This window comes from Streptomyces sp. NBC_00691, from assembly GCF_036226665.1.
Lineage (GTDB): Bacteria > Actinomycetota > Actinomycetes > Streptomycetales > Streptomycetaceae > Streptomyces.
The window spans coordinates 1,935,491-1,957,500 of the sequence record NZ_CP109007.1 but is presented as its reverse complement, the minus strand read 5'-3'; the positions used below and the strand labels follow the sequence as shown (position 1 = coordinate 1,957,500).

General features: G+C 71.9%; 15 protein-coding genes, 2 rRNA genes and 1 pseudogene (1 of these 18 cut by a window edge). 13 read left to right on the top strand and 5 right to left on the bottom strand.

The window, feature by feature from the left end; translation table 11 throughout:
- The 4 genes and pseudogenes from OG392_RS08760 to OG392_RS08745 form a co-directional block, all read left to right on the top strand.
- A 23S ribosomal RNA gene (locus OG392_RS08760) occupies window positions 1-1,714 on the top strand (it extends 1,408 nt beyond the left edge of the window).
- Window positions 1,715-1,820: 106 nt separating this feature from the next.
- Window positions 1,821-1,937: ribosomal RNA gene (rrf, locus tag OG392_RS08755) — 5S ribosomal RNA — on the top strand.
- Between the two features lie 411 nt (window positions 1,938-2,348).
- Window positions 2,349-3,491: pseudogene (locus OG392_RS08750) on the top strand (hypothetical protein); the annotation flags it as partial.
- A gap of 33 nt (window positions 3,492-3,524) precedes the next feature.
- The gene (locus tag OG392_RS08745; protein WP_329287145.1) at window positions 3,525-4,328 is read left to right on the top strand and encodes a hypothetical protein; all 804 of its coding nucleotides are present in this window, start codon (window positions 3,525-3,527) and stop codon (window positions 4,326-4,328) included.
- 78 nt (window positions 4,329-4,406) lie between these two features.
- Here OG392_RS08745 and OG392_RS08740 read toward each other — a convergent pair whose 3' ends face one another.
- Window positions 4,407-5,699 carry a DUF1015 domain-containing protein gene (locus tag OG392_RS08740; protein WP_329277293.1) on the bottom strand — a complete coding sequence of 431 codons (1,293 nt, stop codon included), beginning with the start codon at window positions 5,697-5,699 and terminating at the stop codon, window positions 4,407-4,409.
- A gap of 79 nt (window positions 5,700-5,778) precedes the next feature.
- On the opposite strand from OG392_RS08740, the gene OG392_RS08735 reads away from it, so the two are divergent.
- Both OG392_RS08735 and OG392_RS08730 read left to right on the top strand, forming a co-directional pair.
- Window positions 5,779-6,873, top strand: a complete 1,095-nt coding sequence (locus OG392_RS08735) for an HAD hydrolase-like protein (RefSeq protein WP_329277291.1) — start codon at window positions 5,779-5,781, stop codon at window positions 6,871-6,873.
- 88 nt (window positions 6,874-6,961) lie between these two features.
- Window positions 6,962-7,813 carry an ABC transporter ATP-binding protein gene (locus tag OG392_RS08730; protein WP_329277289.1) on the top strand — a complete coding sequence of 284 codons (852 nt, stop codon included), beginning with the start codon at window positions 6,962-6,964 and terminating at the stop codon, window positions 7,811-7,813.
- Window positions 7,814-7,838: 25 nt separating this feature from the next.
- On the opposite strand, the gene OG392_RS08725 is transcribed toward OG392_RS08730, so the two are convergent.
- Window positions 7,839-8,186, bottom strand: coding sequence for an SCP2 sterol-binding domain-containing protein (locus tag OG392_RS08725; RefSeq protein ID WP_329277287.1), 348 nt, complete (start codon window positions 8,184-8,186; stop codon window positions 7,839-7,841).
- A 43-nt stretch (window positions 8,187-8,229) separates the two neighbouring features.
- Here OG392_RS08725 and OG392_RS08720 point away from each other — a divergent pair, with 43 nt between their 5' ends.
- The 5 genes from OG392_RS08720 (at window position 8,230) to OG392_RS08700 (ending at window position 13,489) form a co-directional block, all read left to right on the top strand.
- Window positions 8,230-8,529, top strand: a complete 300-nt coding sequence (locus OG392_RS08720) for a hypothetical protein (RefSeq protein WP_329277285.1) — start codon at window positions 8,230-8,232, stop codon at window positions 8,527-8,529.
- 7 nt (window positions 8,530-8,536) lie between these two features.
- Window positions 8,537-9,352 (top strand): TlyA family RNA methyltransferase, encoded by an 816-nt coding sequence (locus tag OG392_RS08715; RefSeq protein ID WP_030315644.1) that lies wholly within the window; start codon window positions 8,537-8,539, stop codon window positions 9,350-9,352.
- Window positions 9,349-10,272, top strand: a complete 924-nt coding sequence (locus OG392_RS08710) for an NAD kinase (RefSeq protein WP_329277282.1) — start codon at window positions 9,349-9,351, stop codon at window positions 10,270-10,272. Before OG392_RS08715 ends, OG392_RS08710 begins: the two co-directional genes overlap by 4 nt.
- A 145-nt stretch (window positions 10,273-10,417) precedes the next feature.
- A complete protein-coding gene (gene recN / locus OG392_RS08705; protein WP_329277280.1) occupies window positions 10,418-12,160 on the top strand; it encodes a DNA repair protein RecN in 1,743 nt (580 codons plus the stop codon).
- A 240-nt stretch (window positions 12,161-12,400) separates the two neighbouring features.
- A complete protein-coding gene (locus OG392_RS08700; protein ID WP_329277278.1) occupies window positions 12,401-13,489 on the top strand; it encodes a glycosyltransferase family 4 protein in 1,089 nt (362 codons plus the stop codon).
- Window positions 13,490-13,602: 113 nt separating this feature from the next.
- Here the strand turns inward: OG392_RS08700 and OG392_RS08695 are convergent, their stop codons facing one another.
- From OG392_RS08695 to OG392_RS08685, 3 genes are all read right to left on the bottom strand, one after another.
- The gene (locus OG392_RS08695; protein WP_329277276.1) at window positions 13,603-15,231 is read right to left on the bottom strand and encodes a PucR family transcriptional regulator; all 1,629 of its coding nucleotides are present in this window, start codon (window positions 15,229-15,231) and stop codon (window positions 13,603-13,605) included.
- 157 nt (window positions 15,232-15,388) lie between these two features.
- A complete protein-coding gene (locus OG392_RS08690) occupies window positions 15,389-16,771 on the bottom strand; it encodes an FAD-binding oxidoreductase (RefSeq protein WP_329277275.1) in 1,383 nt (460 codons plus the stop codon).
- A gap of 111 nt (window positions 16,772-16,882) precedes the next feature.
- Window positions 16,883-18,685 carry a glycoside hydrolase family 15 protein gene (locus tag OG392_RS08685; RefSeq protein WP_329277273.1) on the bottom strand — a complete coding sequence of 601 codons (1,803 nt, stop codon included), beginning with the start codon at window positions 18,683-18,685 and terminating at the stop codon, window positions 16,883-16,885.
- 668 nt (window positions 18,686-19,353) lie between these two features.
- Here OG392_RS08685 and OG392_RS08680 point away from each other — a divergent pair.
- Window positions 19,354-21,012, top strand: coding sequence for a CTP synthase (locus OG392_RS08680; RefSeq protein WP_329277271.1), 1,659 nt, complete (start codon window positions 19,354-19,356; stop codon window positions 21,010-21,012).
- 76 nt (window positions 21,013-21,088) lie between these two features.
- Window positions 21,089-21,715 (top strand): NUDIX hydrolase, encoded by a 627-nt coding sequence (locus OG392_RS08675; protein WP_329277269.1) that lies wholly within the window; start codon window positions 21,089-21,091, stop codon window positions 21,713-21,715.
- Window positions 21,716-22,010: the final 295 nt, after the last annotated feature.

Sequence of the window (22,010 nt, the reverse complement as noted above, 5' to 3'; positions counted from 1 at the left end):
TGCGCCGATTGACTAAGGGTTCCTGGGTCAAGCTGATCTGCCCAGGGTAAGTCGGGACCTAAGGCGAGGCCGACAGGCGTAGTCGATGGACAACCGGTTGATATTCCGGTACCCGCTTTGAAACGCCCAATATCGAGCCCATTAATGCTAAGGCCGTGAAGCCGTTCCGGACCCTTCGGGGAAAGGAAAGTGGTGGAGCCGCTGACCCAAGGTGGTAGTAGGTAAGCGATGGGGTGACGCAGGAAGGTAGTCCAACCCGGGCGGTGGTAGTCCCGGGGTAAGGGTGTAGGGCGTTGTCCAGGTAAATCCGGACAGCACATAGCCTGAGACCTGATGCCGAGCCGATTGTGGTGAAGTGGATGATCCTATGCTGTCGAGAAAAGCCTCTAGCGAGTTTCATGGCGGCCCGTACCCTAAACCGACTCAGGTGGTCAGGTAGAGAATACCGAGGCGTTCGGGTGAACTATGGTTAAGGAACTCGGCAAAATGCCCCCGTAACTTCGGGAGAAGGGGGCCACGTCTGGTGATCGGATTTACTCCGTGAGCTGGGGGTGGCCGCAGAGACCAGCGAGAAGCGACTGTTTACTAAAAACACAGGTCCGTGCGAAGCCGTAAGGCGATGTATACGGACTGACGCCTGCCCGGTGCTGGAACGTTAAGGGGACCGGTTAGCTCTGTTTCGACAGGGCGAAGCTGAGAACTTAAGCGCCAGTAAACGGCGGTGGTAACTATAACCATCCTAAGGTAGCGAAATTCCTTGTCGGGTAAGTTCCGACCTGCACGAATGGCGTAACGACTTCTCGACTGTCTCAACCATAGGCCCGGTGAAATTGCACTACGAGTAAAGATGCTCGTTTCGCGCAGCAGGACGGAAAGACCCCGGGACCTTTACTACAGTTTGATATTGGTGTTCGGTTCGGCTTGTGTAGGATAGGTGGGAGACTTTGAAGCCGTGACGCCAGTCATGGTGGAGTCGCCGTTGAAATACCACTCTGGTCGTGCTGGATGTCTAACCTCGGTCCGTGATCCGGATCAGGGACAGTGTCTGATGGGTAGTTTAACTGGGGCGGTTGCCTCCCAAAGGGTAACGGAGGCGCCCAAAGGTTCCCTCAGCCTGGTTGGCAATCAGGTGTTGAGTGTAAGTGCACAAGGGAGCTTGACTGTGAGACCGACGGGTCGAGCAGGGACGAAAGTCGGGACTAGTGATCCGGCGGTGGCTTGTGGAAGCGCCGTCGCTCAACGGATAAAAGGTACCCCGGGGATAACAGGCTGATCTTCCCCAAGAGTCCATATCGACGGGATGGTTTGGCACCTCGATGTCGGCTCGTCGCATCCTGGGGCTGGAGTCGGTCCCAAGGGTTGGGCTGTTCGCCCATTAAAGCGGTACGCGAGCTGGGTTTAGAACGTCGTGAGACAGTTCGGTCCCTATCCGCTGCGCGCGCAGGAATATTGAGAAGGGCTGTCCCTAGTACGAGAGGACCGGGACGGACGAACCTCTGGTGTGCCAGTTGTCCTGCCAAGGGCATGGCTGGTTGGCTACGTTCGGGAGGGATAACCGCTGAAAGCATCTAAGCGGGAAGCCTGCTTCGAGATGAGTATTCCCACCTCCTTGAGAGGGTAAGGCTCCCAGTAGACGACTGGGTTGATAGGCCGGATGTGGAAGCCCAGTAATGGGTGGAGCTGACCGGTACTAATAGGCCGAGGGCTTGTCCTCAGTTGCTCGCGTCCACTGTGTTAGTTCTGAAGCAACGAACGGTTGCTGGTTTCTAGAGCTAGAACACAACTACAGAGTGTGCTTGTTCGCTCGAAACCGATAGGGTTTCGGTGGTCATAGCGTTAGGGAAACGCCCGGTTACATTCCGAACCCGGAAGCTAAGCCTTTCAGCGCCGATGGTACTGCAGGGGGGACCCTGTGGGAGAGTAGGACGCCGCCGAACAATTCTTCAGGACCCCTGGTCCCAGCGTTCACGCTGGGACCAGGGGTCCTTTTGTTTTTTGCTTGACTTTTTCCGATGCGCGGCCGAGTGCCGGCTGCGCGAGAATGACTGCAGTACCCGAAGACAGGAGTCACGTCGATGTCCACCAACTCTCCCGACGACCGTCCGGAGCGCGAGCCGCGTCGCAGGGACGGTGCCGGCGCCGGCGGTGACCGGGGCGGCTTCCGTGGCCCGCGCCGTGACGACAACCGCGGTGGCGACAACCGTGGCGGCGACAACCGTGGCGGCGACAACCGCGGGGGTGGCTTCCGCCGGGACGACAACCGTGGCGGGGACAACCGCGGCGGCGGCGGTTTCCGTCGCGATGACCGCGGTGGCGACAACCGCGGGGGCGACAACCGCGGGGGTGGCTTCCGCCGGGACGACAACCGTGGCGGGGACAACCGCGGCGGCGGCGGTTTCCGTCGCGACGACCGTGGTGGCGACAACCGTGGTGGCGGTGGCGGCGGTTTCCGTCGTGACGACCGTGGCGGGGACAACCGTGGTGGTGGCGGCGGCTTCCGCCGTGACGACAGGCGTGACGACCGCCCGTCGTCTTTCCGCCGTGACGACCGGCCCTCCTTCCCGCGTGACGACCGTGGCGGGGATAACCGTGGTGGCGGTGGCGGTGGCTTCCGTCGCGATGACCGTGGCGGGGATAACCGTGGTGGCGGTGGCGGTTTCCGTCGTGACGACCGTGGCGGGGACAACCGTGGCGGTGGCGGCGGTGGCTTCCGTCGCGATGACCGTGGCGGGGATAACCGTGGTGGCGGTGGCGGTTTCCGTCGTGACGACCGTGGTGGCGACAACCGTGGTGGTGGCGGCGGTGGCTTCCGTCGCGATGACCGTGGCGGCGACAACCGCGGTGGCGGCTTCCGTCGGGACGACCGTGGTGGCGAGCGCCCCTCCTCGTTCCGTCGCGATGACCGTGGTGGCGACAACCGTGGTGGCGGTGGCGGCGGTTTCCGTCGTGACGACCGCGGTGGCGACAACCGTGGTGGCGGCGGCTTCCGTCGCGATGACCGGCCGTCGTACCCCTCGCGTGACGATCGTGGCGGCGACAACCGTGGTGGCGGCGGTGGCTTCCGTCGTGACGACCGTGGCGGCGAGCGCCCCTCTTCGTTCCGCCGCGACGACCGGCCCTCGTACCCCTCGCGTGACGACCGCGGTGGCGACAACCGTGGTGGCGGCGGTGGCTTCCGCCGTGACGACCGTGGTGGCGACAACCGCGGTGGTGGCTTCCGTCGGGACGACCGGCGTGATGAGCGTCCGTCGTCGTTCCGTCGGGACGACCGGCCGTCGTACCCCTCGCGTGACGACCGCGGTGGCGACAACCGTGGTGGCGGTTTCCGTCGGGACGACCGTGGTGGCGAGCGCCCCTCCTCGTTCCGTCGCGACGACCGCGGTGGCGACAACCGTGGCGGCGGCGGCTTCCGCCGTGACGACCGTGGTGGCGACAGCCGGGGTGGGTTCCGGGGGCGGGACGACCGGGGTGGCTACGGGCGTCGTGACGACCGCGAGCGCAGCGACCGCGCGCCCATCAAGCGTCTGCCGATCCCGCCGGAGGTCACCGGTGAGGAGATCGACCCGGATGTGCGCCAGGAGCTCATGAGCCTGCCCAAGGGGCTCGCCGAGGACGTCTCGCGCAACCTCGTCATGGTCGCCCAGCTGATCGACGAGGACCCGGAGAAGGCCTACGAGTACTCCAGGGTCGCCCTGCGGCTCGCCTCCCGTGTCGCCGCCGTGCGCGAGGCCGCCGGCTTCGCCGCGTACGCGACGCAGAAGTACTCCGAGGCGCTGGCCGAGTTCCGTGCCGCCCGCCGGATGAGCGGTGGCGTCGAACTGTGGCCCGTCATGGCCGACTGCGAGCGCGGGCTCAGCCGCCCCGAGCGCGCGCTGGCGATGGCCGGTGAGCCCGAGGTGCAGAAGCTGGACAAGGCCGGTCAGGTCGAGATGCGGCTCGTGGCCGCCGGCGCCCGCCGTGACCTGGGTCAGCTCGACGCGGCCATCGTGACGCTGCAGAGCCCCGAGCTCGCCTCCAGCGCCGTTCACCCGTGGACCGCGCGTCTGCGCTACGCCTACGCCGACGCGCTGCTCGCCGCCGGCCGTGAGCGCGAGGCCCGGGAGTGGTTCGCCAAGGCCCTTGAGGCCGACAAGGACGGGGCCACGGACGCCTCGGACCGGCTGGCGGAGATGGACGGAGTCGAGTTCGTCGACGCGTTCGACGAGGACGAGGACGACGAGGAGTCGGACCGCGGTGACGTCGTCGACGTCGACCTCGACGATGACGAGGACGAGGACGACGACCTCGACGAGGACGGCAGCGACGACAGCGTCGGCGACAAGAGCTGACGCGGTCGGCACATGAGAAGGGCGGCACCCCTGCGGGTGCCGCCCTTCTTCGTTCCTCCGGACGTCTCCCGGGCCCGCTCAGTCCAGCGCCAGGCTTCTCAGGACCAGGCCCGTCGCCGGCTTCGGCCCGAAGGAGGTGGACTTGCGGGGCATCGTGACGCCCTGGCGGGCCAGGTCCCGGACGACATCCTCGCGTACCGGGTGCATGAGGACCGCCGTACCGCCGCGGCGTTCCGCCTGCTCGACCGCGGCCTTCGTGTCGTGGATGTAGGCGATGTCCTCGGGGGCGTCCGGGATGTGCCAGACGTGCTCCAGAAGGGTGGAGTGCAGGACGGTGGCGTCCAGGGTCCGCCAGGCGTCCGGGCGGTCCGTGCGGATCGTGCGGTCGAGGAGGGCCGGGTCCGGGCGGTCGACGAGGTGGAAGCCGCCGTCTCCGGCAAGGAGGAAGGCGTTGCCCTCGGTCGTGGCCCCGGCGAGGACCTCCATGGCCTCCGGCAGGGGCCGGTCGACGCGGCGTACCCGGAAGGCGCCGTCGAGGGCCGCGAGGGCGTCGGCGACCGGCAGGCGGTTGAGGAGGCGGTGGATCGCGCGGACCCGGAGCGGGTAGCGCGCGGTGTCGATGAGGAGGACCAGGCCGTAGTTCCAGGGTCCGGGGGAGGGGTGCTCCTCGCGCAGGCGCAGATAGGTGGCCCAGCGGTGGTGGCCGTCGGCGATGAGGGCCTGGTGGCGGGCGAGCCCGGCGGAGACGGCGGCCTGCTCGGCCGGGTCGGTCACCGCCCAGAGTCGGTGGTGGAAGCCGTCCTCCGTCGTCGTGGCGAGCAGCGGGGGGCGCTGGACCGTGCGCTCGACGACCTCGCCCGCGCTGTCGCCCTCGCCGCGGTACGTGAGGAGCAGCGGTTCCAGGTTGGCCGCGGTGGTCCGCATGAGGGCGGCGCGGTCCTCGACGACGTGCGGCATGACGTCCTCGTGCGGGAGGACGATCCCCTCGGCGGGAGTGGAGAGTTCGAGGGCCCCGATGATGCCGCGCTGGAGGATGCCGTCGCCGTGCTGCTCGTACACGTAGAGCGCGGGCTCCGGGTCCGGGGCGAGCACGCCGTCGGCGAGCCAGCGGTCGAGGGTGACGGCGGCCTTGCGGTGGCGGGTGCCGGCGGTGATCGCCTGGGGCAGGATCAGCCGGACGATGTTGTGCGGGTCCGCGGACTCCAGATGGAGAAGTCCGTCAGGTCGTACGACCACGTCGTAGGGCGGGGACGTCACGGCGGCCAGGCTGCCGACCCGCTCGGGGACGTATCGGAGCCCGCGGAACGGCGCCAGGCGCAGCCCGGCTGCGTCGTCGCGGACGTCGTCGGCCGCGTGACCTGAGGTGTTCATCTCGTCATCGTATGTGGCCGGTGGGATGAGCGATGATCGGGGGAGTGGGGAACCCACCCGGTGAGGCGAGGAGTGTGCGGTGACGGTGCGGAACGGCCAGGGACAGCAGGGCGCGGGCAGGCTGCGGCCGGGTGGCAGCGCGGTGCCGCTGAGCGAGGCGTACGACACGGCGCTCCTGGACCTGGACGGGGTCGTGTACGCGGGCGGGGAGGCCGTTCCGCACGCCGTGGAGGCGCTCGGGGTCGCCCGGGCGGGCGGGATGCACCTGGCGTACGTCACCAACAACGCGCTGCGGACGCCGGACGCGGTGGCCGAGCACCTTACCGAGCTCGGGGTGCCCGCCGAGCCGGGCGACGTGATCACCTCGGCGCAGGCCGTGGCCCGGCTGATCGCGGACGACGTGCCGGCCGGCTCCCGGGTGCTCGTCATCGGCGGCGAAGGGCTGCGGGTGGCGCTGCGCGAGCGGGGACTGGTGCCGGTGGACTCGGCGGAGGACGAGCCGGTGGCCGTCGTGCAGGGGTACGGCGGGCCCGAGATGCCGTGGGGGAGGTTCGCGGAGGCGAGCTACGCGGTGGCGCGGGGGCTGCCCTGGTACGCGTCGAACACGGACCTGACGATTCCCGGTGCGCGGGGGATCGGGCCGGGGAACGGTGCCGCGGTCGAGGTCGTGCGGATCGCCACGGGCGGCCGGGTGGAGCCGAGGGTCGCGGGGAAGCCGCTGCCGCCGATGCACCGGGAGACGGTGCTGCGGACGGGCGCGCGGCGGCCGCTGGTGGTCGGGGACCGGCTGGACACGGACATCGAGGGGGCGTTCAACGGCGGGGTGGACTCGCTGCTGGTCTTCACCGGGGTGACGGACGCGGCGCAGCTGCTGCGGGCGGTGCCGGAGCACCGGCCGACGTACGTCGCGGCCGATCTGCGGGGGCTGCTCGTGGGGCAGCCCGAGGTCGTGGCCGAGGAGGACGGCAGCTTCGTGTGCGGGGGCTGGCGGGCTTCGGTGAGTGCGTCGGGCGGGGGCGAGCTGGTGCTCGACGGGCCGGCGGGGACGGCGGCGGGGGCGGCGGATCCGATGGACGCCGTGCGGGCCCTGTGCGGGGCCGCCTGGTCGGCGGCGGACGCCGTGGGCGGTGGGGTGCCGGACGCGGGGAAGGTGCTCGCGCGGCTCGGGCTGTGACGTGGGGGCCGGCCGGGACAGCCGCTTGGGCTGTGAAATTGGGTAGGCTAACCTAACTTTATTTGGCGGCGGGCACAGGAGTACGGGCATGGACGGTGGGCAGCAGCGGCTGAGCGCGGAATCGGTCACCCTGGCGTACGAACAGCGGGTCATCGCCCGCGATCTGTCCGTCGACATCCCCGACAACTCGTTCACCGTCATCGTCGGCCCCAACGCCTGCGGCAAGTCCACCCTGCTCCGTGCCCTCTCCCGGATGCTGAAGCCCAGTCAGGGGCGCGTGCTGCTCGACGGCCAGTCGATCCAGACCATGCCCGCGAAGAAGGTCGCCAAGACCCTCGGGCTGCTGCCGCAGACCTCCGTGGCGCCCGACGGCATCACCGTCGCCGACCTCGTGGCCCGGGGCCGCTATCCGCACCAGGGGCTGCTGCGCCAGTGGTCGCCGGAGGACGAGCGGATCACCCGGGAGTCGATGGAGGCGACCGGCGTCGCCGAGCTGGCCGAGCGGTACGTCGACGAGCTCTCCGGCGGTCAGCGGCAGCGCGTCTGGATCGCCATGGCGCTCGCCCAGCAGACCCCGCTGCTGCTGCTCGACGAGCCGACGACGTATCTCGACATCCAGCACCAGATCGACGTCCTCGACCTGTGCGCCGAACTGCACGAGACGCAGGGCCGGACGCTCGTCGCCGTGCTGCACGACCTCAACCACGCCGCCCGTTACGCGACCCACCTCATCGCCGTCCGCGACGGCGAGGTGGTCGCCGAGGGTCCGCCGGCCGAGGTGGTGACCGCCGAGCTCGTCGAGCGGGTCTTCGGGCTGCGCTGCCAGGTCATCGAGGACCCCGAGACGGGCACGCCGCTGGTCGTGCCGGCCGGGCGGAAGGCACGTGTCCCGCGTCCCGCCGCTGCGGCCGTGTCGCCGCAGCCGGCCCTCGGCACGTGAGTGGGGCCCGCTCGTCGCGGGCCTCCTAGAGGAGGGAGCGGAGGCGCAGCAGGTCGCGGAAGCCCGCCTCCAGCTTGACCCGGCCGGAGGCCCAGGCCTTCGCGAAGTTCAGCTCTCCGCCCACCATCGCCACCAGGTCGTCGCCGGTCATCGCGAGCCGGATCTGCGCCTTCGCCGGCGGCGGACCCGCCACCGTGGACTCGACCTCGATCCGGCCGTCGGTGAGACGGCCCGTGAACGTGGTGTCCAGGTCGGTGACGTGGCAGCTCAGGGTGCGGTCGAGCGCGGCCGCGCCGCGTACGTCGCCGTCCGCCCGTGCGAGGTTGTCCGAGAGTGTGTCGAGTGCGTCGCGGCACTCCGTGATCGTCGCCATCGCCGTCGACCGTACCCCAGGGGTTCGCGGTAGCGTCGGGACCATGAACGACGCGATGGCCGGGCCCGGGCCCGTGGACGAGGCGTGCGACCCCGAGGCCTCGGACACGGCGGCCCCGGCAGGCGGCGCCCACGAACCCGCCGCGGCCGCGCCGCTGGAGGTCGTACGGGAGCTCACCGGGCACCCCGGGGTCGACGCCCACCTGGCGCGTCTCGCCGAGGTGGACGACCTCCCGGCGGACGGACACCTGGAGGTGTACGAGGATGTACACCGTGGACTGCGTGACGAGCTGACCTCGCTCGACGCGCACCCCGCCCCTCGTCCGTACGAAAACAGGAGCTGAACCCACCGTGGCAGGAGTGGCACGCCGCCGTCTCGACGCCGAGCTGGTCCGGCGCAAGCTCGCGCGCTCGCGCGAGCACGCCAGCCAGCTGATCGCCGCGGGCCGGGTGACCGTCGGCAAGACCGTCGCCACCAAGCCCGCCACCCAGGTCGAGACCGCCGCGGCCATCGTCGTCGTCCAGGACGACTCCGATCCCGACTACGTCTCGCGCGGCGGCCACAAGCTCGCCGGGGCCTTCGAGGCCTTCGTCCCGCTCGGGCTGAAGGTCGAGGGCCGGCGCGCCCTGGACGCCGGAGCGTCCACCGGCGGCTTCACCGACGTGCTGCTGCGGGCCGGCGCCGCCCATGTCGTCGCCGTCGACGTCGGCTACGGGCAGCTCGCCTGGTCGCTGCAGAGCGACGAGCGGGTCACCGTGAAGGACCGGACGAACGTACGGGAGTTGACGCTCGACGCGATCGACGGCGTGCCCGTCGACCTGGTCGTCGGCGACCTCTCGTTCATCCCGCTCGGCCTCGTCCTGCCGGCCCTCGCGGCCTGTACGGCGCCCGACGCCGACCTCGTCCTGATGGTGAAGCCGCAGTTCGAGGTGGGCAAGGAGCGGCTCGGGACCGGCGGAGTCGTCCGGAGCACCGAACTCCGCGCCGACGCCGTGAAGAACGTCGCCCGGCGCGCCGCCGAACTCGGCCTCGGCGTCCTCGGCGTCACCGCGAGCCCGCTGCCCGGCCCGTCCGGCAACGTCGAGTACTTTCTGTGGCTGCGGGCAGGCGCGCCCGCGCTGGATCCGGCGGATGTCGACCGCGCCGTGGCGGAAGGACCTCGTTGAGCTCAACGGCAGCAGCATCAGAGACCGCACCACGTACCGTCTTCCTGCTCGCACACACCGGCAGGCCGGCCGCCGTGCGCAGCGCCGAACTCGTCGTCCTCGGACTGCTGCGCTGCGGCATCGGCGTCCGCGTCCTGGAGGCCGAGGCGGCGGACCTGCCGCTGCCGCCGTCCGTCGAGAAGGTGAAGGAGGCCTGCTCCGACGCCCTCGACGGCTGTGAACTCCTCGTCGTCCTCGGCGGCGACGGCACGCTGCTGCGCGGCGCCGAGTTCTCCCGCGCCTCCGGCGTCCCGATGCTCGGCGTCAACCTCGGCCGCGTCGGCTTCCTCGCGGAGGCCGAGCGGGACGACCTCGACAAGGTCGTCGACAGGGTCGTGACGAAGGCGTACGAGGTCGAGGAGCGGATGACCCTGGACGTCGTCGTGTACGAGAACGGCGACGTCCTGCACCGCGACTGGGCGCTCAACGAGGCCGCCGTGCAGAAGGTGTCCCCGGAGCGGATGCTGGAGGTCGTCCTCGCGATCGACGGGCGCCCGGTGACCGGTTTCGGCTGCGACGGGGTGATCTGCGCGACACCGACCGGATCCACGGCGTACGCCTTCTCGGCGGGCGGCCCGGTCGTCTGGCCCGAGGTCGAGGCGCTGCTCATGGTTCCGATCGGGGCCCACGCCCTGTTCGCCAAGCCGCTCATCACCACGCCCGAGTCGGTGCTGGCCGTCGAGGTCGAGCCGCACACCCCGCACGGGGTGCTGTGGTGCGACGGGCGGCGGACGGTGGAACTCCCGGCGGGGGCGCGGGTCGAGGTGCGGCGCGGTGCCGTGCCGGTCCGGCTCGCCCGGCTCCACCACGCCTCCTTCACGGACCGGCTCGTCGCGAAGTTCGCCCTGCCCGTGTCCGGGTGGCGGGGCGGCGCCCGCTGACCGTCGCGGCCCCGTCCGGCCCCTTCGGCGGGCGGGCGTTCGCCCACCCGTGCCCCCGGCCGGTCGGCGCCGGCGGAAGCGAACGATCGGCGCGCCGGAGAGTTACGCCCGGGGGTGATGTCGCATCGCACCAGGGAAACCTCGTATGGTCTGGGGCGTGCTGGAGGAGATGCGGATACGGTCGCTCGGGGTCATCGACGACGCGGTGGTCGAGCTGTCGCCCGGCTTCACCGCGGTGACCGGTGAGACCGGTGCGGGCAAGACCATGGTGGTGACCAGCCTGGGCCTGTTGCTCGGCGGCAGGGCCGACCCTGCCCTGGTGCGGATCGGCGCGGCCTCGGCCGTCGTCGAGGGGCGGATCAGCGTGCCCGCGGGCGCGTCCGCCGCCGTACGCGCCGAGGAGGCCGGGGCGGAGCTGGAGGACGGGGTGCTGCTCGTCAGCCGTACCGTCTCGGCCGAGGGACGCTCACGCGCCCACCTCGGCGGGCGGTCGGTGCCCGTCGGGCTGCTCGCCGAACTCGCCGACGAACTCGTCGCCGTCCACGGTCAGACCGACCAGCAGGGCCTGCTCAAGCCTGCCCGGCAGCGCGGGGCGCTCGACCGGTACGCGGGCGAGGCCGTCTCCGGGCCGCTCGCCGCCTACGCGGAGGCGTACCGGCGGCTGCGAGCCGTCACCGGCGAACTGGACGAGATCACCACGCGGGCGCGTGAGCGGGCCCAGGAGGCCGATCTGCTGCGGTTCGGGCTCGGTGAGATCGAGGGGGTCGCCCCGCGTGCGGGGGAGGACGCCGAACTCGCCGCCGAGGCGGAACGGCTCGGGCACGCCGAGGCTCTCGCCTCCGCCGCCGCGCTCGCGCACGCCGCGCTCGCGGGTGTTCCCGAGGATCCCGAGTCCGTCGACGCCACGACCCTCGTCGCGGGCGCGGGGCGGGCCCTGGAGGCCGTGCGGTCGCACGACCCGGCGCTCGCCGCGCTCGCCGACCGGATGGGGGAGATCTCCATCCTCCTGGGCGACGTGGCCACCGAGCTGGCCGGGTACGCGGACAACCTGGACGCCGATCCGCTGCGGCTCGCCGCCGTGGAGGAGCGACGGGCGGTGCTGACGCAGCTGACCCGGAAGTACGGCGAGGACATCGCTGCCGTCCTCGCCTGGGCGGAGGAGAGCGCCGGCCGGCTCGGTGAGCTGGACGGCGACGACGACCGCATCGAGGAACTCACCGCCGAGCGCGACCGGCTGCGCGACGATCTGTCGCTGCTCGCGCGGCGGCTCACCGACGCCCGTACGGAGGCCGCCGAGCGGTTCGCCGGTGCGGTCACCGCCGAGCTCGCCTCGCTCGCCATGCCCCACGCGCGTGTGTCCTTCGACATCCGGCAGACCGAGGACCCCGACGGTGTCGAGGTCGGCGGCCGCCGGGTCGCCTACGGCCCGTCCGGTGCCGACGAGGTCGAGCTGCTGCTCGCCCCGCACCCCGGGGCCCCGCCGCGGCCGATCGCCAAGGGCGCGTCCGGCGGTGAGCTGTCCCGGGTGATGCTCGCGGTGGAGGTCGTCTTCGCCGGGGTCGACCCGGTGCCGACGTACCTCTTCGACGAGGTCGACGCGGGGGTCGGCGGCAAGGCGGCGGTGGAGATCGGCCGCCGGCTCGCCAAGCTCGCCAAGACCGCGCAGGTCGTGGTCGTCACCCACCTGCCGCAGGTCGCGGCCTTCGCCGACCGGCAGCTGCTCGTCGAGAAGACCAACGACGGATCCGTGACCCGGTCCGGCGTCACGGTCCTGGAGGGCGAGGAGCGCGTACGGGAGCTGTCCCGGATGCTCGCCGGCCAGGAGGACTCCGAGACGGCAAGGGCCCACGCGGAGGAGCTGCTCGCGACGGCCCGGGCGGACGGCTGACGCCGACCGGTCCGGAGGGACGGCCGGCGCCGGCCGTCCCTCCGGACCGGGGCGCGCGCCGGGGCCCCGTGGAGGCGTCGACGGCCACGGGGGGCGTGCGCTTCGACTCGTGCGCTCACTCGAGTGGGTGAACCCGGGGCGGGGGTGCCGGAGCCGTACGCCTTCCGTACAGGGGAACGACGCCACTTCGGTGTCGGAACGTGCGTACGGTCGGGGGTACGGGCTGGCATCCTTGGGCGCGTGACACAGCTCCGTACGGTCCAAGTGCTGGGCGGCGGCAGCGCGGGCAGCAGCGCTCACGTCCGATCACTCGCCTCGGGGCTGGTGGCGAGGGGCGTGCGGGTGACCGTGTGCGCCCCGCCCGAACTCGACCGCGTCTACGACTACCTGGGTGCCGGCGCGCGCTTCGTGCCGCTGCCGCGCCTCGGCGACCCCGCGACCGTCGCCGCGCTCCGCAACGCCTGCATCGGCGCCGACGTGGTCCACGCGCACGGCCTGGAGGCGTCCGTACGGGCCGCCCTGGCACTGTCCGGGGGTGGGGGCGGCGACACTCCGCTCGTCACGACCTGGGACAGCCGGAACCAGGCCCACGGGGCGGCGCGGGGCGGGGTGCTGCGGCTCCTGGAGCGAAGGACCGTGCGGGCCGCGACCGTCGTCCTCGCCACCTCGTCCGAGCTCGTCGACCGGGCGCGCCGACGCGGGGCCAGGGACGCCCGGCTCGCTCCCGTCACCGTGCCGCCCGCGCGGGGGCCCGTCTGCCTCCACGACGGCAAGGCGCGGGCCGAACTGGGCGCGGTCGACCGGCCGTTGCTGATGGCCGTCGGTGCACTGGAGCGGGGCCGCGGCTACCGGACACTGCTCGACGCGGCCCGCACCTGGCGGGAGCTCGATCCGCAGCCGCTGCTCGTCATCGCGGGCGAGGGGCGCGAACGGGCCGCCCTCCAGCGGCGGATCGTGACCGAGGGGCTGCCCGTGCGACTGATCGGGCGGCGGGAGGACGTCGCCGAGCTGCTCGCGGCGGCCGACGTGGCGGTGCTGCCCTCGCGGTGGGAGGCGCGGTCCCTGCTCGCGCAGGAGGCGCTGCGGCTCGGCGTGCCGTTGGTCGCCACGGCGGTGGGCGGAGTGCCGGAACTCGTCGGCGACGCAGCGGAACTGGTGCCGTACGGGGACGCCGATGCGCTCGCCGGGGCGGTGCGCGGGCTGCTCGACGACGTGGAACGCCGGATGGACCTCGCGGCGGCGGGGCGGGTGCAGGCGGGGACCTGGCCCACGGAGGACGAGACGGTGGCGCACGTGTTGAGCGTGTACGACGAGCTGGTGGGGCGGTAGCCGGGGCTCCACCCGTGAGCGGTGGTCGCCGGGCCCGGGTGGGGTGGTCGCCGCCCCCGTGAGGAGTGGTCGCCGCCCCCCCGAGGGGCTCGCCACCATCGTCCCGCGGGCCGCTACGGCGTGTGGCGGCGGGCCCTCAGGGCCAGGGAGAGGGCCAGGACGGTCTGGGGATCGTCCAGGTCTGTGCCCAGCAGCTCGGAGATGCGGGCCAGGCGGTTGTAGAGCGTCTGGCGGTTGAGATGGAGCTCCCGGGCCGTCTCCGCCTTGCGGCCCGCGTGCGCCAGGTACGTCTCCAGGGTCGGCAGGAGCGGCGGTCGGGACGTCCGGTCGTGGTCCCGAAGGGGGCCGATCGCCCGGTCCACGAAGGCCGCGAGGACCGTGTCCCCGTGGAAGTGCAGCCGCCACAGCAGCAGGTCGATGTCGAGGCGCCGGGCGTCGTACCAGGGCAGGTCCGAGAGTCCCTGGGCGGCCGTCGCCGTCTCGGCCGCGTGCCGCAGCCCCGCCGAGGCCGCCGCCCAGCTCCCGGCGACGCCCACCACGACGACCGGCGGATGCACCCCGGCGCGTTCGAGGCCGGCGCGCTCCACACCCGCGCGCAGGGCCGCAGCGACCCGGTCGGCGACCGCCGTACGCTCCGACTCCGAGCGCAGGCCGAGCAGGAGCGGCACCCGGCCCTCGACCGGGCGGACGCCCAGGAGGACCGGCACGCCGACGGAGGCCAGCTCCTCCAGGACCGCGCGGGCCAGCAGGGCCCAGTTGCCCGAGGGGGAGAGCTCCGAGGCCAGCCGCATCACCACCGGCAGGAGCGGGCCGTCGCCCGGCTTGAAGCCGAGGACCCGCGCCTGCGCCGGCGCGTCCTCGGCCGTGATCCGGCCCTCCGCCAGGTCCGTCAGGAAGTCGCCCCGGCCGCGCGCCGCCAGTTCCTCCTCCTGGCGCGCCTGCATGAGGACGACCGCGAGGAGACCCGCCGCGCGCTCGGCCGCCATCCGGTGGACGGGGGAGAGGGCGCCGGAGACCGAGAGCAGGACGAGACGGGCCCGTACCGAGGCCGTACCCGGGCCGCCGCCCGGCACGTCCACCAGGACCGTGCCGGTGGGCGGGCCCGACTCGCGGGCCGCCCGGCCGCCGCGCAGCCCGTCCCAGACCTGGAGCGGGTCGGCGGGCGCGGACTCGGTCCCCGCCGCGTACAGCAGCTGTCCGTCGGCGGTCTCCAGGAAGACGGGATTGGCCGCGAAGTCCGAGAGGATCCGCAGGACCTGGGGGATCCCTCCGCCGCCGAGCAGCGCCTCCGTGCACTGCCGGTGGACCTCCTCGGCCTGCCGCAGCAGGGCGTAGTGGCCGTTGACGATCTCGGTGTGGATCTCCTCCGTCACCGCCACGAAGGGGACCTCGCGGTGCAGCTGCACCAGGGGCAGACCGGCGGCCCGCGCGGCCTCCACTATCGTCGCCGGGAGGCGGGCGAAGCGCGGCCCCAGCTCCACCACGAGCGCCGCGATGCCCCGGTCGGCGAGCCTCCGCACGAAGGCCCGCTGCTCGGCCGGCCGGGTGCCGAGCCCGAGGCCCGTGGTCAGCAGCAGCTCACCGCCCTTGAGCAGCGACGCGATGTTCGGCACCTCGCCCGCGTGCACCCAGCGCACCGTGCGGTGCAGCCGGTCCGCGCCGGCGACGACCTCCGGGAGCCCGCCGCGCAGGCCCGGGAGTTCGAGCGCCCGCTGCACGGTGATCCCGCCCTGATTGTCCATGGGGCCGGACGCTACCCGCGTCCGCGACCGGGCGACATCACCCCACGGTCACGGGACCGGACAGTTCGTCAACGGGGGCGACAACTCGTCGACCCGTGGCGGCACTTGCGCGGCCTCGTGTCGATTGTGGCCTGCGTCACCCCTTCGGCGGGCCGTCTCAGCCGGCCGGGACGATGTTCTGGTTGAAGCGGAACACGTTGTCGGGGTCGTACGCGGCCTTCACGGCGGCGAGCCTGCGGTAGTTCTCCTCGCCGAACGAGGAGACCACGCGCTGCTCGCCCTCGGCGCCCACGAAGTTCAGGTACACGGAGTCGATCGCCCACGGCCGTACGTCGGCCCGCACGTCCCGCACCCACTGGATCTCGGCCTCGTCCATCGCCGGGTCCTCCCAGGTCGCGAAGGGGTGCACGGCCCAGGGCGCGGCACGCCACGGCTGGGGGTAGGGCCCGGCACCGGCGGCCACCGCGCCGCCCTGCATGAACAGGACGTGCTGGGTCGCCGCGGGCATCGGGATCCCCGCGGCACGGTCGCAGAACACGTCCACGGCCTCGTCGGGGAGGCCCGTCAGATACTCGGCCGACCAGTAGTTCCGCAGCCCGGGCGGATCGTCGATCATGCACTGCAGGTCCGCGTACGGGATGTCCGTGACGATCTCGATCACGGGCTTCAGGTCGAACAGCGGCGCCGCGAGCTGCCGCAGCTCCTCCACCGGACCGGCGTACGTGAGCAGCGTCCCGCAGACCAGCCTGCCGACCAGCTCCGGCGGGACGAACGGCTCGGGCGGTGCCGGCAGGTAGATCGCCCCGCCGCCCACCTCGTCCGGGGCGGCCTCCGCGACGTCCCGGAAGGTGCGGACGACCTCGGGCGCGTTGTCGGGCAGGAAGAACAGCATCGTGACGCTCATCCGCGGCAGCTCGTACAGCCGCAGCGTCAGCGAGGTCGCCACCCCGAAATTGCCGCCGCCGCCGTGCAGCGCCCAGAACAGGTCCGGGTGCTCCTCGGCGTCCGTGTGGACGTGCTTCCCCTCGGCCGTGATCAGATCGGCGGCCAGCAGGTTGTCGCTGGCGAGCCCGAATTTCCGCTCCAGCCAGCCGGACCCGCCGCCCAGCGTGAAGCCGCCGATCCCGGTGGTGGAGACCCGCCCGCCGGTGGTCGCGACGTGGAAGGGCTGGCAGGCGTGGTCCATCTGCCCCATCGTCGCCCCGCCCCCGACCCGTACCGTCATGTTCTCCGGGTCCACGACGACCGTGTGCATCCGGCGCAGGTCGACCACGAGCGAGCCGTCGATGACGGAGGTCCCGGCGACGCTGTGGCCGCCGCCGCGCACCGCGATGGGCAGCTCGCAGGCCCGGCCGAAGAGGATCGCGTTGGACACGTCCGCCTGGCTCTCGCACTGCGCGATCACCGAGGGACGGTGGTCGATCATGCCGTTGTGGAGGGTGCGGGCCTCGCCGTAGCCCGGATCGCCGGGGACGATCACCCCTCCGGCAAGGTCCTCGACCAGCCCTGACAGGGCGCTTTCGGAGATGTGGGGGCCCATGGGAACCCCCCTTTCGTACGGGGGGACGGGACCCCTTCATCGTAGATCCGGGGTCCGTCCCGCGCGTGCCGGAGCCGCCCGGGCGGGCGGTCTCCGACGGCGCCCGCCCGCTCAGCCGCCGTACGCCCCGCTCGCCGTCAGGCGCAGGGCCGTGTCGATCAGGGGCACGTGGCTGAAGGCCTGCGGGAAGTTGCCGACCTGCCGCTGGAGCCGGGGGTCCCACTCCTCCGCGAGCAGCCCCAGGTCGTTGCGGAGCGCCAGCAGCCGCTCGAAGAGCGACCGCGCCTCGTCCACCCGGCCGATCATCGCCAGGTCGTCGGCCAGCCAGAACGAGCAGGCGAGGAACGCGCCCTCGTCGCCCTCCAGGCCGTCGACGCCGGCCTCCTCGCCGGAGGTCGGGTAGCGGAGCACGAAGCCGTCCTCCGTGGACAGCTCGCGCTGGATCGCCTCGATCGTGCCGATGACCCGCTTGTCGTCCGGCGGCAGGAAGCCCATCTGCGGGATGAGCAGCAGCGAGGCGTCCAGCTCCTTGGAGCCGTACGACTGCGTGAAGGTGTTCCGCTCGGGGTCGTAGCCCTTCTCGCAGACGTCCCGGTGGATCTCGTCACGCAGGGCGTGCCAGCGCTCCAGCGGGCCGTCGGCGTCCCCGGACTCGATGAGCTTGATCGTGCGGTCGACGGCCACCCAGGCCATCACCTTGGAGTGGACGAAGTGCCGGCGCGGGCCGCGGACCTCCCAGATGCCCTCGTCGGGCTGGTCCCAGTGCTTCTCCAGGTAGTTGATCAGCTTGATCTGGAGGAGCGAGGCGTAGTCGTTGCGGGACAGGCCCGTCATGTGCGCGAGGTGGAGGGCCTCGGTGACCTCGCCGTAGACGTCCAGCTGGAGCTGGTTGGCGGCGCCGTTGCCGACCCGGACCGGGCCGGAGTTCTCGTACCCCGGGAGCCAGTCGAGCTCCGCCTCGCCGAGCTCCCGCTCGCCGGCGATGCCGTACATGATCTGCAGGTTCTCCGGGTCGCCCGCGACCGCGCGGAGCAGCCAGTCCCGCCAGGCGCGGGCCTCCTCGCGGTAGCCGGTGCGCAGCATGGACGAGAGGGTGATCGCCGCGTCGCGCAGCCAGGTGTAGCGGTAGTCCCAGTTGCGGACGCCGCCGATCTCCTCGGGCAGCGAGGTGGTCGGCGCGGCCACGATCCCGCCGGTCGGCGCGTACGTCAGCGCCTTGAGGGTGATCAGGGAGCGGATCACGGCCTCACGGTAGGGGCCGTGGTACGTGCAGTGCTCGACCCATTCGCGCCAGAAGTCGGCGGTCGCGTCCAGGGAGCCCTCGGGGTCCGGAAGCGCCGGCGGCTCCTTGTGGGAGGGCTGCCAGGAGAGCGTGAACGCGATCCGGTCACCGGGGTTCACGGTGAAGTCGGAGTACGTCGTGAGGTCCTTGCCGTGCGTCTCGGCCTCGGTGTCCAGCCACACCGAGTCCGGCCCGGCGACGGCGACCGTACGGTCCCCGACCTTGTGGACCCACGGCACGATCCGGCCGTAGCTGAACCGCATGCGCAGCGAGGAGCGCATCCGGACCCGGCCGGAGACGCCCTCCACGATCCGGATCAGCTGCGGGGCGCCGTCGCGCGGCGGCATGAAGTCGGTCACCCGGACCGTGCCGCGCGGTGTGTCCCACTCGGACTCCAGGATCAGCGAGTCGCCCCGGTAGCGGCGCCGGTCGGCCGGGGCCGGCTCGGCGCCGTCGGGCGTGGCGGGGCCCACCCGCCAGAATCCGTGTTCCTCGGTGCCGAGCAGCCCGGCGAAGATCGCGTGGGAGTCGAATCGGGGGAGACACAGCCAGTCGACGCTGCCGTCGCGACAGACCAGGGCAGCGGTCTGCATGTCTCCGATGAGTGCGTAATCCTCGATGCGCCCGGCCACGTGCTTCACTCCAGTCGAACGGCCACGTCCGCCCCGCGGGGCGCTTGCTCAGATGCGCCGGCTGTCCGGCAGCCGGGTCTGTGTGTGTCAGCGGTCAAGGGATCTTCGACGAGCTCGTGGTCCGGGTGACGGGCGGGGTGGTGCCGCTGGCCGGCCGGCTCGGCGGGCGATGTCCGAGCAGGATACTTCGGACCCTGGTGACCCGGTGATCACGCCGGTGACGGCGTTGCTCCGATCAGGTGAACGGGTCCGGTTCGCCGGCGGAAGGTCCGCCCGCTGTGCGGGCAGGCTCCGTCGGGGCATCTGCCGGAGGGCCCGGCGGACGGCCTGCGCTTCGCAGGTGAGAGACCTGATGAGAAACCCGATGAAAGACAGTGACGCCTCCTCCCTCAGCCCGGTGGGAGACCGGTCCCCCCGCCCGGTGGGGGTGCCTCCCCCGCCTGCCGGGAGCTTCCGTCCGTCCGCGCGTCGCCGTCCGTGAACACCCGACTGCCGCGTGTGGCCGGAAGCGGTCTCCCGATGTCGCTGATACCCTGGTACCCCGTGGACCGGTGGGAAACGGCGACAGCCGAGAACCCCGAAACCGCAGCGACGGCACCCCCCGATTCTTCCGGAGGGGACGCCGGTACGCACCTCCAGAACGCGACCACGGGAGCCCCCTCTTGGCGATGCCGCCCAAAACCACGACGACCAAGCACATCTTCGTCACCGGGGGTGTCGCCTCCAGCCTCGGCAAGGGCCTGACCGCCTCCAGCCTGGGTGCGCTCCTCAAGGCCCGGGGCCTGCGGGTCACGATGCAGAAGCTCGACCCGTACCTGAACGTCGACCCGGGCACGATGAACCCCTTCCAGCACGGCGAGGTGTTCGTCACCAACGACGGCGCCGAGACCGACCTGGACATCGGCCACTACGAGCGCTTCCTCGACGTCGACCTCGACGGCTCGGCCAACGTCACCACCGGCCAGGTCTACTCGCAGGTCATCGCCAAGGAGCGGCGCGGCGAGTACCTCGGTGACACCGTGCAGGTCATCCCGCACATCACCAACGAGATCAAGTCCCGGATCCGTCGCATGGCGACCGACGACGTCGACGTCGTCATCACCGAGGTCGGCGGCACGGTCGGCGACATCGAGTCGCTGCCCTTCCTGGAGACCGTCCGCCAGGTCCGCCACGAGGTCGGTCGCGACAACGTCTTCGTCGTGCACATCTCGCTGCTGCCCTACATCGGCCCCTCCGGCGAGCTGAAGACCAAGCCGACCCAGCACTCCGTCGCCGCGCTCCGCAACATCGGCATCCAGCCCGACGCCATCGTGCTGCGTGCCGACCGCGACGTCCCGACCGCCATCAAGCGCAAGATCTCGCTGATGTGCGACGTCGACGAGGCCGCGGTGGTCGCGGCCATCGACGCCAAGTCGATCTACGACATCCCGAAGGTCCTCCACACCGAGGGCCTGGACGCCTATGTCGTCCGCAAGCTCGACCTGCCGTTCCGCGACGTGGACTGGTCCACGTGGGACGACCTGCTCGACCGCGTCCACAACCCCGACCACGAGGTCACCGTCGCGCTCGTCGGCAAGTACATCGACCTGCCCGACGCCTACCTCTCGGTCACCGAGGCCATGCGCGCCGGCGGCTTCGCCAACAAGGCCCGCGTCAAGGTCAAGTGGGTCACCTCCGACGACTGCAAGACCCCGGCCGATGCCAGGAAGCAGCTCGGCGACGTCGACGCGATCCTCATCCCCGGTGGCTTCGGCGACCGCGGTGTGAGCGGCAAGGTCGGCGCGATCCAGTACGCCCGCGAGAACAAGGTGCCGCTGCTCGGCATCTGCCTCGGCCTGCAGTGCATCGTCATCGAGGCGGCCCGGAACCTGGCCGACATCCCCGACGCCAACTCCACCGAGTTCGACCCGGCCACCGCGCACCCCGTCGTCTCGACGATGGAGGAGCAGCTCGCGTTCGTCGAGGGCGCGGGCGACCTGGGCGGAACGATGCGTCTGGGCCTGTACCCGGCGAAGCTCGCCGAGGGCTCGATCGTCCGTGAGGTCTACGACGACCAGCCGTACGTCGACGAGCGCCACCGTCACCGCTACGAGGTCAACAACGCCTACCGCGCGGAGCTGGAGAAGAAGGCCGGTCTGGTCTTCTCCGGCACCTCCCCCGACAACAAGCTCGTCGAGTACGTCGAGTACCCGCGCGAGATCCACCCCTACCTGGTCGCCACGCAGGCGCACCCGGAGCTGCGTTCGCGTCCGACGCGTCCGCACCCGCTCTTCGCCGGTCTGGTGAAGGCGGCCGTGGAGCGCAAGACGGGCAAGCCGGCCGAGTAGTCGCCGCGCGTTAACGTTGCCGGGGTACGGGTCCTGACGGATCCGTACCCCGGTTTTCGTGTGTGGGAGGACGCAGATGGACTTGCAGGACACCCCGGAGGAGTGGCGGGTCGTCGCGACGACGACCCCCTTCCAGGGAAAGAAGACGAGTGTCCGCACGGACGACGTGCTCATGCCGGACGGCACGGTCGCACGCCGCGACTACCAGGTCCACCCCGGCTCGGTGGCCGTCCTGGCCCTCGACGACCAGGACCGGGTCCTGCTGCTCAAGCAGTACCGGCACCCCGTACGGCAGAAGCTCTGGGAGATCCCGGCGGGACTGCTCGACGTGCCCGGCGAGAACCCGCTGCACGCGGCCCAGCGCGAGCTGTACGAGGAGGCGCACGTCAAGGCCGAGGACTGGCGGGTCCTGAGCGACGTCTACACGACTCCGGGCGGCTGTGACGAGGCCGTTCGGATCTTCCTCGCGCGGGGGCTCTCCGAGGCGGAGGGGGAGCGGTACGAGGTCTCCGAGGAAGAGGCGGACATGGAGCTGGCCCGCGTGCCGCTGGGGGAGCTGGTGCGGGGGGTCCTGGCGGGGGAGCTGCACAACAACTGCCTGGTGGTGGGGGTGCTGTCGCTGGCGGCCGCGCGCGCGGGCGGGGGTGTGGGGGAACTCCGCCCGGCCGACGCGGAATGGCCGGCCCGTCCGTTCGAGGCGTAGGACCCGGGAGCCGCGGCCCGTCCGTTCGAGGCGTAGGACCCGGGAGCCGCGGCCCGTCCGTTCGAGGCGTAGGACCCGGGAGCCGCGGCCCGTCCGGGCCTGGCCCTGTGGGGCCCGCTGTCGCGGCCTGACCCGGGCCCGCGGCCTGACCCGGGCCGGGCCCTGCTCGGCCTGGCGGCCGCGGCCCGCTGGGCCTGGGGCCGCCGGGCCCGCTGTCGCCGCCTGGCGTCGGCCCGGGGCTCCTCCCGGGGCGGGTGACCCGGGAGGGCGGGCGTGGTCCGCGTCGGGTGCGTGG

Bases quoted from the DNA above. Each gene is read 5' to 3' on its own strand.
- OG392_RS08740 (WP_329277293.1), bottom strand. From the start codon at position 5,699: ATGAACACCTCAGGTCACGCGGCCGACGACGTCCGCGACGACGCAGCC.
- OG392_RS08730 (WP_329277289.1), top strand. From the start codon at position 6,962: ATGGACGGTGGGCAGCAGCGGCTGAGCGCGGAATCGGTCACCCTGGCG.
- OG392_RS08725 (WP_329277287.1), bottom strand. From the start codon at position 8,186: ATGGCGACGATCACGGAGTGCCGCGACGCACTCGACACACTCTCGGAC.
- OG392_RS08720 (WP_329277285.1), top strand. From the start codon at position 8,230: ATGAACGACGCGATGGCCGGGCCCGGGCCCGTGGACGAGGCGTGCGAC.
- recN (WP_329277280.1), top strand. From the start codon at position 10,418: ATGGTCTGGGGCGTGCTGGAGGAGATGCGGATACGGTCGCTCGGGGTC.
- OG392_RS08695 (WP_329277276.1), bottom strand. From the start codon at position 15,231: ATGGACAATCAGGGCGGGATCACCGTGCAGCGGGCGCTCGAACTCCCG.
- OG392_RS08690 (WP_329277275.1), bottom strand. From the start codon at position 16,771: ATGGGCCCCCACATCTCCGAAAGCGCCCTGTCAGGGCTGGTCGAGGAC.
- OG392_RS08680 (WP_329277271.1), top strand. From the start codon at position 19,354: ATGCCGCCCAAAACCACGACGACCAAGCACATCTTCGTCACCGGGGGT.
- OG392_RS08675 (WP_329277269.1), top strand. From the start codon at position 21,089: ATGGACTTGCAGGACACCCCGGAGGAGTGGCGGGTCGTCGCGACGACG.